Consider the following 12,543-nt stretch of genomic DNA (forward strand, 5'->3'; position numbering starts at 1 on the left):
ACGCAGCGCGCGGTCGTCTATTTCCAGGTTCGGCGTCTCTCGATCTCGGCTTCGGACGGCTGTTCCTGGGCGAAAGACCCGGTCTTGATCTCACCGCCACGTTCATAGGTCGCCATGATGACGCCGGTGGTCGATACCTGTGAGCGGCTCAGCTTGAAGGCCGCCGGAATTGCGCCGCTGCCGAACAACCGCTTACCCTTGCCAAGCACCAGCGGGAAGGTCAGCAGGCTGATCTGGTCGATCAAGTCATTGGCGAGCAAGGTCTGGATGAGTTCGCTCGATCCCTGGATGAGCAGGTCCGGGCCGTCCTCCTGCTTGAGCTGGCGCAGTGCGGCCACGACGTCGTCGCCGAGCCACTGGCTGTTTTGCCACGACAGCGTATCGGGCCGGTGCGTTGCCACATATTTGGTGGCGGCGTTGAAGCTGTCGGCGATCGGACCGCTCTTCTGGTACGGCCAATGCGCGGCGAAGATGTCGTAGGTCTTGCGGCCGAGGAGCAGCGCGAAGGGTTTTGCGAAGGTCTCACCAATAAAGGCGCCTCCGACGTCGTCCCAGTAATGGAACGTCCAGCCACCGAATTCGAAGCCGCCGACCGGGTCTTCTTCCGGCCCGCCAGGCGCCTGCATGACGCCGTCGAGGCTGACGAATGTCGCAGTGATGATCTTCCTCATTGGATTCTCCCTTTTTCATCATCCGTGCCGTCGGGGCCGGAGTTCGGCCAAAGGACGTGCGAGCAGACGTCTGTCCGACAGGAGCCTGAAAAATTTCCGGCATTCCGGTTTCACGAAGGCCCAGTGCTCCGCGACGAGAACCAGACGTCGCCGATGACGGCAGTGGCGGTGTGGTCCGGTGCCTTGTCGGCCGTCAGCCAGATCGAGCGGCTGCGCGCCGCCTTTTCGCGATTGGGGATTTTCGTCGCGGAACTTGCGAGCGAGGCGCCGATGCAAGGGATGAACCATGACCGCATGAACGGATCGCAGGCAAGACCCTGTTCAGTGCGGGTCACCATCACAGCGAGGCCAACGCGCTCGGACGGACGCCACGGAAAGATCATGCGGCCGCCGGGTTTTAGCGCCTTCAGCCACTTGGCCGGTGGTGCCGCGACGCCGGCATTGACGTAGATGATGTCGGACGGTGGCAGGCCGCTTATGACCGCATCGCCATGGATGACGGTCACCCCGTCATAAGCTTCGAGATTCTTTATCGCGCGGTCGGCGAGACTGGGTTCCAGTTCGAAGGCTATGACTGCGCCGCCCGGCGAAATCAACTGGGCCAGCAGAGCTGTGTAATAGCCGGTGCCTGCGCCGACATGGGTCACGATCTCGCCGGGTTTTGGCGCCACCTTGCCGATCCAAATGGCGTGCAGAAACGGCTCGCCATTGTTGATGCCCTTATCGGCGTCAAGCGCTACCAGCACGTTCTGATAGATGTGTACGGGATCGGCGCTCGGCGTTTCGACCTTGCCGTTGCCGGCGACGACCGTCCACGGCCCAGGGCCGAGAAAGGCTTCGCGCGGGACCGCGGCGAACACGCCTTCGAGACGCGGATCGGCCGAACCTGCATTGGCAGCCATCAGTCGCGCGTAGAATTTTCGGGCTTCGGCAATCCGCGTCATGGCCTGGCAAGATAGCGCGGATTGACGATTTGTCGCGTCCGTCCTGGCTGAGAGAAACTTTCAGCCAATGCCGGCGACGGTGTCGTAGAGCAGCTTGAAGTTGAGCACCAGGATGAGAGCGGCGACCACCCATGCAAGCGCGGCGACGCCCCGCGGAATGGCAAGATTGCCCATCTTCTTTTTGTCCGACACGAACTGCACGAGTGGGATCACCGCGAAGGGCAATTGCATCGACAGGATCACCTGGCTGAAGACGAGGAGCTGGCCGGTTCCCTTCTCGCCATAGAGCGCGGTGACGACCACCACCGGGACGATGGCGATGCCGCGCGTCAGCAGGCGTCGCGCCCATTGCGGGATGCGCAGGCGCAGGAAGCCCTCCATCACGATCTGGCCGGCGAGCGTCGCCGTCACCGTGGAATTCAGGCCGGAGGCAAGCAGCGCCACGGCAAACAGGATCGAAGCGATGCCGAGGCCGAGCAGCGGCGAGAGAAGCTCGAAGGCCTGGCCGATCTCGGCGACGTCGTGATGGCCGGTGCCATGGAAAGCCACCGCCGAGACGATCAGGATGGAGGCGTTGACGAACAGCGCCAATATCAAGGCGATGGTCGAGTCCATCGTTGCCCATTTGATGGCATCGCGCTTGCCGGCTTCGGTGCGTTCATAGGCGCGGGTCTGCACGATCGAGGAGTGCAGATAGAGATTATGCGGCATTACGGTGGCACCGATGATGCCGATGGCGATGTAGAGCATCGCCGGGTTGGTGACGATCTCCGACGACGGCACGAACATGGAATGCAGGATCGAGCCGACCGGGGGAGCGGCGGCGAAGATCTGGATGGCGAAGCAACCGAAGATGATGATCAAAAGCGCAACGATGAAGGCCTCGAGGTAACGGAAGCCCCTGTTCATCAGCAGCAGAACGAGGAAAGCGTCGAGGGCGGTCAAGACGGCGCCGCCGATCAGCGGAATGCCGAACAGCAGCTGCAGAGCGATCGCCGTGCCGATGACTTCGGCCAGATCGCAGGCGATGATCGCCAGCTCGCAGGCGATCCACAGCATGAAATTGACCGGCCGCGGATAATAGGCACGGCAGGCCTGGGCGAGGTCACGCCCGGTGGCGATGCCGAGCCTGGCGGCGAGCGCCTGCAGCAGGATCGCCATGAGGTTCGACAACATGATGATGAAGAGCAGGGTGTAGCCGAACTGGGCGCCGCCGGCGAGGTCGGTAGCCCAGTTGCCGGGGTCCATGTAGCCGACCGAAACCATGTAGCCCGGCCCCATGAAGGCGAACAGCCTGCGGAACCAAACGCCGGACTGCGGTACCGCGATCGAGGCGTTGACCTCGCGCAGGCTTGGCTGCTCGTCCTCTTCCGGCCGGGCAAATCGCCACATGGTTCGGGATGCTGTTCCGGCTTCGGCTTCTGACATGGGGGGATTTCCGCTGGATCGGCTACGTTGCCATCCTATCTATGTCAGGGCTGAACATTATGCAATATGCTATGTTTCATTGTTTATGCTTTTGAATAGTGCCCCCTGCTGGCGAAGCGCGGGTGAATCGGAAAGGCTGGTTGCGCCTGCCGTCGAATGCAAATAAAGGGCCAGAAGAATGGAAGCCCGTGCTATGAATGTATAAATGCCGGCCTATCCGCAGACAGTCGAGGAGGAGCGCGTATTGGCGCTGAAGAACAGACCGGTTCCACGCGAAAAGCCGCTGCCTGACGCCGAAAGTCACTCGGCGGGGTTTAGGCAAACGCGCGAAGCGCGCCGCAGCGCGCTGGTCGAAGACTATGTCGAGCTCATCGCCGACCTGATTGAGGACGGCAACGAGGCGCGCCAGGTCGACATCGCGGCGCGCCTCGGCGTCGCCCAGCCGACCGTCGCCAAAATGCTGACGCGACTGTGCGCTGACGGGCTCGTCTCGAGGAAACCCTACCGGGGCGTGTTCCTGACCGATGCCGGTCGGAAGGTCGCGGAAGAGAGCCGCATTCGCCACCAGACGGTGGAAGCCTTCCTGCGCTCGCTCGGGGTCAGCGCCGAGACGGCGCGCATCGATGCCGAGGGCATCGAGCACCATGTCAGCGCCGAGACGCTTGAAGCGTTTCGCAAGGCGATGACGGCGACACGCTAAGTCTACCGCCATTGTCGACAGTCCTGCCGGAACCGCCGCGTTGCCGCTGCGTTTGAGATCGTGCCACGCGATTGGCGCGAGGCCGAGGAGGATACGATGGGCGTTGAACAGGCACCGACACCGAAGGGCAAGCAAGCGGCCAAGGGATTGAAGCAAGCTGCGGCGAAGGACGAGCGCAAGACGGAAGCGGATACCGGTCGCCCGCTCAAAAAGAGTGCGGCCCGCTTCGAGGAGCGCTCGAAAAGCTCGGACGGCAAGAGCACGGGTACCAAGCAGAAGATCTGAGCGTAACCGCCGGGAGGCGGCGAGCAGCAGCAGGGAGCATGGCGACGGTGCTGGCATGGACCTGTACACGAGCACGATGCCGGAGCTGCGTCTCACGGTTACGCTTGATGCCAAGACCCACGATGTTGCGATCCGCCAGCCTTGGCTGCTGCAGCGCTGCGGAGCCGGTGCCTTTGCGAAAAATGCTGTGACTTGGTGCAACCGTTGGGATAATTGTTATTGGGTCTGATCGGCCGAGATAAGACCGATCAACCGGAATTTGCACCACGGGGAGTTGCCATGCTCTGGAAGGGTCGTCGTCAGAGTGATAATGTCCAGGACGAACGCAGCCAGAGCGGTGGCGGCCTGCCTGGCGGCGGGCCCGGCCGGTTCCGTATCCCGATCGGCGGCCGCTCCGGCGGCGGAATGTCATTGTCGACCATCGTCATTCTCGTGGTCCTCTATTTCGGGCTGAAGGCCTTCGGCATCGACCCGCTGCAGATCCTGGCCGGCGGCGACGGCGGTCTGCTGCCGGGCGGTGGCGGCCAGATCACCGACAACAGCGGCGCGCAGGGCACAGGTGCGCCGGCCTCCGACGAGATGAAGCAGTTCGTCTCGACGGTCTTGGCCGAGACCGAGGATACCTGGAGCGGCATTTTCCAGGCCAACGGCCTGACCTACGAGGATCCGAAGCTGGTTCTGTTCAGCGGACAGATCCGCTCGGCCTGCGGCTTTGCCTCTTCGGCCGCCGGTCCGTTCTACTGTCCCGGCGACCACAAGGTCTATCTCGACACCACTTTCTTCCAGCAGCTTGACCGGCAGTTCGGCGCTTCGGGCGATTTCGCCCAGGCCTATGTGATCGCGCATGAAGTCGGCCACCACGTGCAGAACCTCACCGGCATTCTGCCCAAGTTCAACCAGATGCGCCAGCAGATGGGCGAGGCCCAGGCCAACCATATGTCGGTGCAGGTCGAGCTTCAGGCCGATTGCTTCGCCGGCGTCTGGGCGCATTTCACCGGGCAAAAAGGCATCCTGGAACAGGGCGACATGGAAGAGGCGCTGAACGCCGCCCAGCAGATCGGCGACGACACGATGCAGAAGAAGATGCAGGGCTATGTCATTCCGGAAAGCTTCAACCATGGCACGTCGCAGCAGCGGCAGACCTGGCTGGCGCGCGGCTACAGGAGCGGCAAGCTCTCTGATTGCGATACGTTCAACACCCCGATCTGAAGCGCTTGGTTTTCTCGCTGATCTGACGGCGGCATTGCCGTCAGGGGATGTCAGGATGGAAACATCCTCGGCGTTCCCTTATTGTTCCAGGCGATGCACTCACCTATAAGGTGCCTTCGCCCCGGGCGGCCCGAGGAGATATCATCATGATCGATCCCAGAACCGCCAAGCGGGGTCTTGCGCTCGTTTTCACGACGCTGCTGCTCGACATTATCGGCTTCGGCATGATCATGCCGGTGCTGCCGGCCTATCTCAGGGAGTTGACTGGCGTCGACGTTAGCGAAGCGGCGATCGAAGGTGGCTGGCTGTTGTTCGCCTATGCGGCGATGCAGTTCGTTTTCGCACCGGTGATGGGCGGGTTGAGCGATCGGTTCGGGCGACGGCCGATCCTGCTCGCCTCCGTGCTCACCTTCTCCATCGACAATCTGATCTGCGCCATCGCCTGGTCCTACCCGATGCTGTTCATCGGCCGGGTGCTGGCCGGCATCAGCGGTGCCAGCTATTCGACGACATCCGCCTTCATCGCCGACATCTCGACCGATGAGAACCGGGCGAAGAATTTCGGCCTGCTCGGCATCGCCTTCGGCGTCGGCTTCGTCATCGGGCCGGTCCTGGGCGGGGTGCTCGGCACGTTCGGGCCGCGCGTGCCGTTCTATTTCGCTGCCGGGCTTGCTTTCGTTAACTTCCTGATCGCGCTGTTTTTCTTGCCGGAAACGCTTGATGACAAGCACCGTCGCCGCTTCGACTGGAAACGCGCGAATCCGGTTGGCACGCTCATCCAGATGCGCAATTACGAAGGCATCGGCTGGATCGGCCTTGTCTTCTTCCTGATGACGCTTGGGCACATGATGTATCCGGCGGTCTGGTCGTTCGTTTCCAATTACCGCTATGGCTGGAGCGAACAGCAGATCGGCTTCTCGCTTGGCGCCTTCGGCCTCTGCGGGGCGATCGTCATGGCGACGGTGCTGCCGCGCGTGATCCCCAAGCTTGGCGAGTGGAGGACGGCGGTAATCGGTCTGGCGTTTACCGCCCTCAGCGCCTTCGGCTACGCCTTCGCCTGGCAAGGCTGGATGATCTATGCGGTGATCGTCGTCGGCTGCCTCGAAGCGTTGGCCGATCCGCCGCTCAGGAGCCTCGCCGCCGCCAAAGTGCCGCCTTCGGCGCAAGGCGAACTCCAGGGCGCGATGACTTCAATCTTCTCGATCACCTCGATCATCACGCCGCTGCTTTATACGGCGATCTTTTCCTGGTTCACGGGGCCGAACGCGCCCGTGACCTTCGGCGGCGCGCCCTATCTGCTCGGCGCGATTTTCCTGACGCTGGCGCTCATCGTCTTCATCACGAAAGTGGCCAAACCGACGCCGAAGGAAGCCGAGCGCATCCATGCACAGGAAGCGGTGACTGACATGGCTTGAACGGCGCGACGCGCGCTTCGGTCCTTCCACTGCTTGGCTGGTCTGCCGCTAAGCCCGCTCCGCCAGCAATTCCTCGCCGCGCTTTTCGCGGATGAGATTGACGAAGCGGCGGAACAGATAGTGCGAATCCTGTGGGCCGGGCGAGGCTTCGGGATGGTGCTGGACCGAGAAGACCGGCCTGCCTGTCAGAGTGATGCCGCAATTCGAGCCGTCGAACAGCGAGACATGGGTTTCTTCGACGCCGCTCGGCAACGAGTCGGCATCGACGGCAAAGCCGTGATTCATCGAGACGATCTCGACCTTGCCGGTGGTGTGATCCTTGACCGGATGGTTGGCGCCGTGATGGCCCTGATGCATTTTGGCGGTCTTGCCACCCAGCGCCAGCGCCAGCATCTGGTGGCCCAGGCAGATGCCGAAGACCGGGATGTCGGTCTTCAGCAGGTCCTGGATGACCGGAACGGCGTAGTCGCCGGTGGCTTCCGGATCACCGGGACCGTTGGAGAGAAAGATGCCGTCGGGCCGCATGGCGAGGATCTCCTCGGCGCCGGTGTTGGCCGGCACCACGGTGACCTTGGCGCCAAGACCGGCAAGCAGGCGCAATATGTTGCGCTTGACGCCGTAGTCGATGGCGACGACATGCATGGACGGATCGATCTGTTCGCCAAAGCCCTCGTCCCAGACCCAGGGCGTCTCGCGCCAGACCGAGGACTGGCCGGAAGTGACGTCTTTGGCCAGATCAAGCCCGATCAGGCCGGACCAGGCGGCGGCACGGCGCTTCAGATCGTCAATGTCGAAGATGCCGTCAGGCACGTGGGCGATGACGGCGTTGGGCATGCCCTTTTCACGGATCAGCGCGGTAAGCGCGCGGGTGTCGATGCCTGAAAGCGCTATGATGCCGCGTTTCTTCAGCCACTGGTCGAGACCGGCTGCGGCGCGATAGCTGGACGGGTTGGTGACGTCGGCCTTGAATACGGCGCCGACGGCGCCGGCGCGGGCAACCGGGTTGAGATCCTCGATGTCCTCGTCATTGGTGCCGATATTGCCGATATGCGGAAAGGTGAAGGTGACGATCTGGCCGGCATAGGACGGATCGGTGAGGATTTCCTGATAGCCTGTCAGCGCGGTATTGAAGCAAACCTCGGCAACGGCGGAGCCGGTGGCGCCAAGACCGCGACCCTCGATGACGGTGCCGTCGGCCAGCACCAGCAAGGCGGTCGGCTTTTCGGTGGCCCAAGGGGGGGTCGACGCAGCGGTCATCGTTGCCATGGCGGCACTCCTAAAAGGCTGCGCCCTTCAATCGGTCCGGCGGACCACTCTGCGCAGCAAACCGCGCGCAGCTGCGATTTCGCAGCCAGCGCGCGCAACAAAAATTCAGCTCATGCAAGGCCCAGTACATAGGATAAGGCGCCAGAGCGGTCAATGCGGCCATCCCGAACGGCATCGATTTATTTCATTGAACGATATCAGGCATTTGCCGGTCGGTGTCGAATTTGCCTTGGGCTTTGGGCAAGGCTATTGTCCGCGCCGGATCGAAGGAGAAAGCATCATGCGCGGCAAAATCGCTGAATCCCTGAAGAGCGCGATGAAGGCGCAGGACAAGCGCCGGCTGCCGACCTTGCGGCTGATCCAGGCGGCCATTCACGATCGCGACATTGCCAATCGCGGCGCCGGCAAGGAGCCGGCCAGCGATGACGAGATCCTGCAGATACTGGCCAAGATGGTGAAGCAGCGCGAGGAGTCGGCCAAGGCGTTCGACGACGGCAAGCGGCCGGAGCTTGCCGCGCAGGAGCGCGACGAGATGGCTATCATCCGCGATTTCCTGCCGATGCAACTGGGGCAGGCCGAGACCGAAGCGGCGATCCGCGCCGCCATCGCCGAGACCGGCGCCAGCGGCGTCAAGGACATGGGCAAGGTGATGGCCGTGCTCAAGGAGAAATATGCCGGCCAGATGGATTTCTCCAAGGCGAGCGGCATGGTCAAGGGACTGCTGCAGTAGGGATTTTTCCCGCTGGAGCGATGCTCGTAAGGCCTTGAGGGAGGCGACCGCGAGGAGTGAGTCTGGCTGGATGCGGATGATCCTCAAGCGCTCTTTGGTTTCTGAGGGCGGGCGGTAGCTCGCACCGACATGTTCAGTGCCACGGCGGCGCGAATGAGCGCCTTCAACGCCTCTTCATCGATCTTGTCGCCCTCATGGATATCGATGGCGCGCCGGGTGTTGCCTTCGAGGCTGGAGTTGAAAAGGCCTGCAGGGTCTTCCAGCGAGGCGCCCTTGGCGAAGGTCATCTTCACGACATTCTTGTACGTCTCACCGGTGCAGATTATTCCGGCGTGCTCCCACACCGGAACCCCTCTCCACTTCCACTCCTCGACCACTTCGGGGTCGGCCTGCTTGATGAGGGCTCGGACCCGAGCGAGCACCTCGCCCCGCCAATCGCTCAGCTCGTTGATTCTCGCTTCTATCAACTGAGAGGGAGTGTTTTCTCCTTCCTTCGAGCCGCTCTTCTTCATGGCTGTTGTCGCTTTGGTCATGATTGTACTAGGTCCCGGTGGTTTTGTGCAGGCTCGGCGTCTGGCGTCTCTCGACGGCATCGACGTGCAAGCCGTTTGCCATTCCGGCGCGAAACGCCTGGCCTATTCGGCCTGATGCCAATTCCGGCGCCAAACTCTCAACGTCGAGCAGGAACCTTCCTCCCTCCGGGCACGTTTTGCAACGAGGATCATCCGAAAATGGAGCTTCGATTTGGCAGCGCGTTTGTTGAACATTATCGGTGCCGCCACCAGCGCCGGCGCCTATTCGCCGGGGCAGGAACAAGCCCCCGCGGCCTTTCGGCGGCACGGGCTTGCAGAGGCGCTTGCGAGCCGAGGCAGAACCATCACGGATGATGGTGATGTTGCATCGTTTAGATGGCGGCCGGATCCCTCGCGGCCGCAGGCGATGAACCTGGAGGCCGTGCGCGATGCCTGTGATTTGGTCGCAAGCCACGTGGCGACGGCGATCGCAGCGCAGGAAGACGTGCTTGTTTTAGGCGGCGATTGTACTGTGGAGCTGGGAACCGTCGCCGGAGCGAACGCCGCCGGCGCGCGGATTGGACTCGTCTACATAGACTTCGACACCGATCTCAACACGCCCGACACGAGCGATGGCGCCTTGGACTGGACGGGTGTTGCTCATCTGCTCGACATTCCCGGATGCGAGCCTGCGCTCGCCAGGCTCGGCCCGACCCATCCGATGCTCGTGCCTCGGCAGCTTCTCTATTTCGGTGTTGAGAATATCACTGCGCCCGAAGCCATCACGATGAGGGATTATGCGATTGAGGCGATATCGCGCGAGGAAGCGTTGAGCGATATCGACGCGGCGGCGACGCGCGCGGCCGAATGGGCGGCGCGCTTTGACTGCGTGCTCATTCACTTCGATGTCGATGTACTCTCCTTTGTCGATTTTCCGATTGCTGAGAATGTGCGCCGTTGCGACGGTCTCAAACTGGAGCAAGCCGCCTTCGTGCTGAAGCGGTTGACCGCCCTGCCGCGATGGCGCGGCCTGACCATCACGGAGGTCAATCCGGCCCACGCGCCAGACGAGTCCACCGCGTTCAAACGCTTGAATGAGGTGCTTGCGGACGCCCTTGGCCAATTCGCATCTCACAGTCGTTCGCCGGGCAATTGGCTGGCTTGCTTCACCCAGGCCGCGAACTGAGCGTCGTCGAGTTGGTCCTCATAGACGTCGAGGTAGCGCACTTCCTTGTGCTTGGACTCGCCGGAAGGAACCGGGCGCAGCGACGTGCCTCGGAAGAAGGTCACTTTGACGTAGCGGGTGAAGACATGGAACGACAGGAACCAGCCCTGGCCCTCGATGCCGTAAAAAGGCGAGTTCCATTTGACTGCCTTGTGCACGCCGGGGACGGTGCGCACGATGATCGCGTCGAGGCGCCGCCCCACATCGCTTTTCCACCCCGGCATGGCCACGATGTAGGCCTGCACGGGAGCATCGCCGTAGCCCTTCGGGATCTGAGGGTTGCCGCCCGAGAGGAGGGTCGGCTTCGTCGCGACCCGCTCGGCGGCCTTCGCCGACTTCTCAGACGTGTTGCCGGCCATTGTGTTCACTCCAATTGGTAGACCTAGTCGATAATGCTTGATTTTAGAAAGCTGCCTCTGAAGGTCAACTTCCTACTCCGATTGATCTCCGCCCAAATCGATAAGCACGCAGCGGCGGAGGCTTCTCCTCCAAAAAGCAGACGTCGCGGAGGGATGCCTGTCGGCGGCGAGCGGTCTATGCTCTTGCCAGGGAATCGACTTGGATGACTGGGGACGCCCAGCGGATCGGTCGCACGTCATGATCGAACTCGTCAAACCGGCGCTTGAACATCTGCCGTCCTACAAGGCCGCCCTTGAGCGCGGCTGGTCGCCGGACAATGTGCGGCTGATGGAGGCGGTGCGCGAGCAGCTTGCGGCCATCGAAAAGGATCCAGTGGCTTTCCTCGCCGGTTTCGACGACCCCGAGGCCAGGGCTGGTCCGATCACCTTGCCCGATGGGACGAAAGTGCCACGCCTGCCGGGGTTCCGGCGCTGGATCTGGGACGGCGAAGTCGCTGGCTCGATCGGCTTTCGCTGGCAACGCGGCACCGCCGAGCTGCCGCCGCATGTGCTCGGCCATATCGGCTACGCGGTGGTGCCGTGGAAGCGGCGGCGCGGCTATGCGACCGAGGCGCTGCGGCTGATGCTCGGCGAGGCGAGGGCGCTCGGCCTGCCCTTCGTCGAGATCACCGCCAAGCCGGGTAATCTCGCCTCGCAGAAGGTGGTGCTGGTCAATGGCGGCCGGCTCGTCGGGCGTTTCTTCGAGGACGCTGCCTATGGCGGTGCCGAAAGCCTGCGCTACCGGATCGATTTGTAAAATCTGGTCCGCAGGTTTTCAGCCAACGCTGCCGCAGCGTTGGCAAGTCAACCTGACCTCATCCGTCAGCTGTCGAAATCCATCGACAATGCAGTATCCCTCTGGGCTTCGAGTTCGGCGAGCCTGCCCTGGAGCGCGCTGCTGATCGAGGCATAGGCGGCGGCGCCGAACGTCAACCGCGGAGGAGCGAGGTTCTGTTCGACTGAGGCTACCATCGCTTCGACCATCTTCTGCGCATCGCCCTTTACCTCGAAGGAGCCTTCGGCAAAAGCCCGGCGGAGGTCACCGACCGGCGTATTCACATAAGCGTCCGTAGGCTTGGCACTAACCAAACCGGCTGCAAAGTTCGTCCGCGTCGGCCCTGGCTCGACAAGGGTGAAGGTGATGTCAAACGGCGCCACCTCCTGTCGAACGGATTCGACAAAGCCTTCGATACCCCATTTGGTGGCGTGATAGAGGCTGAAACCAGGGTATGCCATCTGTCCGCCTTCCGAGGAGATTTGCAGAATCCGGCCGCCGCTCTGTTTTCTTAGATGCGGGAGCACGGCGCGGATGAGCTGGATCGAGCCGATGAGGTTGGTATCGATCAGATGGCGGATCTGGTCGTCGTCCAATTCTTCCGCCGCGCCAAACAGGCCATAGCCCGCATTGCTGACAATGACATCGATGCGGCCCAGATCGTGAAAAGCCTTGTCGATCGTCCGCCGCATTGCGCCGGTGTCGGTTACGTCAAGCGAGGCGATCCAAAGGCGATCGCCATAATCTGCCTTCAGGCCGGCAAGCGCCTCCGGCTTGCGCACAGTCGCGGCCACCCGGTCGCCGCGGGCCAGAAGCGTTTCCGTCAGGAGCCACCCGAAGCCGGAGGAAGTGCCAGTGATGAACCATGTCCTGGTTGCGGGAGAAATCTTGGTCATGGGAGAAGTCCTTATTCGCCAAGCCGCGTGATCGCGGCTATCTCCACGCAAGATATCCCTTCCAATTCATGGTACTATCCACCCAATCT

General features: G+C 62.3%; 14 protein-coding genes. 7 read left to right on the forward strand and 7 right to left on the reverse strand.

What is annotated here, in order from left to right; genetic code table 11:
- Window positions 1-17: 17 nt before the first annotated feature.
- The 3 genes from EJ075_RS19320 to EJ075_RS19330 form a co-directional block, all read right to left on the reverse strand.
- The gene (locus EJ075_RS19320) at window positions 18-671 is read right to left on the reverse strand and encodes a dihydrofolate reductase family protein (RefSeq protein ID WP_126105343.1); all 654 of its coding nucleotides are present in this window, start codon (window positions 669-671) and stop codon (window positions 18-20) included.
- 110 nt (window positions 672-781) lie between these two features.
- The gene (locus EJ075_RS19325; protein ID WP_126105344.1) at window positions 782-1,615 is read right to left on the reverse strand and encodes a protein-L-isoaspartate O-methyltransferase; all 834 of its coding nucleotides are present in this window, start codon (window positions 1,613-1,615) and stop codon (window positions 782-784) included.
- Window positions 1,616-1,675: 60 nt separating this feature from the next.
- Window positions 1,676-3,043, reverse strand: a complete 1,368-nt coding sequence (locus EJ075_RS19330; protein ID WP_126105345.1) for an Nramp family divalent metal transporter — start codon at window positions 3,041-3,043, stop codon at window positions 1,676-1,678.
- Window positions 3,044-3,287: 244 nt separating this feature from the next.
- On the opposite strand from EJ075_RS19330, the gene mntR reads away from it, so the two are divergent.
- From mntR to EJ075_RS19350, 4 genes are all read left to right on the forward strand, one after another.
- Window positions 3,288-3,743, forward strand: a complete 456-nt coding sequence (gene mntR, locus EJ075_RS19335; protein ID WP_164547295.1) for a manganese-binding transcriptional regulator MntR — start codon at window positions 3,288-3,290, stop codon at window positions 3,741-3,743.
- 96 nt (window positions 3,744-3,839) lie between these two features.
- Window positions 3,840-4,028 (forward strand): hypothetical protein, encoded by a 189-nt coding sequence (locus EJ075_RS19340; protein ID WP_126105347.1) that lies wholly within the window; start codon window positions 3,840-3,842, stop codon window positions 4,026-4,028.
- Between the two features lie 279 nt (window positions 4,029-4,307).
- Complete coding sequence (locus EJ075_RS19345) at window positions 4,308-5,237, forward strand: neutral zinc metallopeptidase (protein ID WP_126105348.1); 930 nt, start codon at window positions 4,308-4,310, stop codon at window positions 5,235-5,237.
- Window positions 5,238-5,383: 146 nt separating this feature from the next.
- A complete protein-coding gene (locus tag EJ075_RS19350) occupies window positions 5,384-6,652 on the forward strand; it encodes a TCR/Tet family MFS transporter (RefSeq protein WP_126105349.1) in 1,269 nt (422 codons plus the stop codon).
- A gap of 48 nt (window positions 6,653-6,700) precedes the next feature.
- On the opposite strand, the gene carA is transcribed toward EJ075_RS19350, so the two are convergent.
- Entirely contained in the window at window positions 6,701-7,918 is a 1,218-nt protein-coding gene (gene carA, locus EJ075_RS19355) for a glutamine-hydrolyzing carbamoyl-phosphate synthase small subunit (RefSeq protein ID WP_126105350.1), read from the reverse strand.
- A 280-nt stretch (window positions 7,919-8,198) separates the two neighbouring features.
- On the opposite strand from carA, the gene EJ075_RS19360 reads away from it, so the two are divergent.
- Window positions 8,199-8,648, forward strand: a complete 450-nt coding sequence (locus EJ075_RS19360) for a GatB/YqeY domain-containing protein (RefSeq protein ID WP_126105351.1) — start codon at window positions 8,199-8,201, stop codon at window positions 8,646-8,648.
- A gap of 83 nt (window positions 8,649-8,731) precedes the next feature.
- On the opposite strand, the gene EJ075_RS19365 is transcribed toward EJ075_RS19360, so the two are convergent.
- The gene (locus EJ075_RS19365; protein WP_126105352.1) at window positions 8,732-9,181 is read right to left on the reverse strand and encodes a DUF1801 domain-containing protein; all 450 of its coding nucleotides are present in this window, start codon (window positions 9,179-9,181) and stop codon (window positions 8,732-8,734) included.
- Window positions 9,182-9,392: 211 nt separating this feature from the next.
- Between EJ075_RS19365 and EJ075_RS19370 the strand changes: the two genes are divergently transcribed.
- Entirely contained in the window at window positions 9,393-10,346 is a 954-nt protein-coding gene (locus tag EJ075_RS19370; protein ID WP_164547139.1) for an arginase family protein, read from the forward strand.
- Here the strand turns inward: EJ075_RS19370 and EJ075_RS19375 are convergent.
- The gene (locus tag EJ075_RS19375) at window positions 10,292-10,744 is read right to left on the reverse strand and encodes a DUF1801 domain-containing protein (protein WP_126105354.1); all 453 of its coding nucleotides are present in this window, start codon (window positions 10,742-10,744) and stop codon (window positions 10,292-10,294) included. The two genes, EJ075_RS19370 and EJ075_RS19375, sit on opposite strands and share 55 nt — an antisense overlap.
- 238 nt (window positions 10,745-10,982) lie before the next feature.
- Here EJ075_RS19375 and EJ075_RS19380 point away from each other — a divergent pair, with 238 nt between their 5' ends.
- Window positions 10,983-11,540 (forward strand): GNAT family N-acetyltransferase, encoded by a 558-nt coding sequence (locus EJ075_RS19380; protein WP_126105355.1) that lies wholly within the window; start codon window positions 10,983-10,985, stop codon window positions 11,538-11,540.
- 65 nt (window positions 11,541-11,605) lie between these two features.
- Here the strand turns inward: EJ075_RS19380 and EJ075_RS19385 are convergent, their stop codons facing one another.
- Complete coding sequence (locus tag EJ075_RS19385; protein WP_126105356.1) at window positions 11,606-12,454, reverse strand: SDR family oxidoreductase; 849 nt, start codon at window positions 12,452-12,454, stop codon at window positions 11,606-11,608.
- Window positions 12,455-12,543: the final 89 nt, after the last annotated feature.

This window comes from Mesorhizobium sp. M6A.T.Cr.TU.016.01.1.1, assembly GCF_003952585.1.
In the GTDB taxonomy this organism is placed as follows: domain Bacteria; phylum Pseudomonadota; class Alphaproteobacteria; order Rhizobiales; family Rhizobiaceae; genus Mesorhizobium; species Mesorhizobium mediterraneum.

Bases quoted from the DNA above. Each gene is read 5' to 3' on its own strand.
- EJ075_RS19320 (WP_126105343.1), bottom strand. From the start codon at position 671: ATGAGGAAGATCATCACTGCGACATTCGTCAGCCTCGACGGCGTCATG.
- EJ075_RS19380 (WP_126105355.1), top strand. From the start codon at position 10,983: ATGATCGAACTCGTCAAACCGGCGCTTGAACATCTGCCGTCCTACAAG.
- carA (WP_126105350.1), bottom strand. From the start codon at position 7,918: ATGGCAACGATGACCGCTGCGTCGACCCCCCCTTGGGCCACCGAAAAG.
- EJ075_RS19345 (WP_126105348.1), top strand. From the start codon at position 4,308: ATGCTCTGGAAGGGTCGTCGTCAGAGTGATAATGTCCAGGACGAACGC.
- EJ075_RS19340 (WP_126105347.1), top strand. From the start codon at position 3,840: ATGGGCGTTGAACAGGCACCGACACCGAAGGGCAAGCAAGCGGCCAAG.
- EJ075_RS19330 (WP_126105345.1), bottom strand. From the start codon at position 3,043: ATGTCAGAAGCCGAAGCCGGAACAGCATCCCGAACCATGTGGCGATTT.
- EJ075_RS19325 (WP_126105344.1), bottom strand. From the start codon at position 1,615: ATGACGCGGATTGCCGAAGCCCGAAAATTCTACGCGCGACTGATGGCT.
- EJ075_RS19365 (WP_126105352.1), bottom strand. From the start codon at position 9,181: ATGACCAAAGCGACAACAGCCATGAAGAAGAGCGGCTCGAAGGAAGGA.
- EJ075_RS19385 (WP_126105356.1), bottom strand. From the start codon at position 12,454: ATGACCAAGATTTCTCCCGCAACCAGGACATGGTTCATCACTGGCACT.
- EJ075_RS19360 (WP_126105351.1), top strand. From the start codon at position 8,199: ATGCGCGGCAAAATCGCTGAATCCCTGAAGAGCGCGATGAAGGCGCAG.
- EJ075_RS19350 (WP_126105349.1), top strand. From the start codon at position 5,384: ATGATCGATCCCAGAACCGCCAAGCGGGGTCTTGCGCTCGTTTTCACG.
- EJ075_RS19375 (WP_126105354.1), bottom strand. From the start codon at position 10,744: ATGGCCGGCAACACGTCTGAGAAGTCGGCGAAGGCCGCCGAGCGGGTC.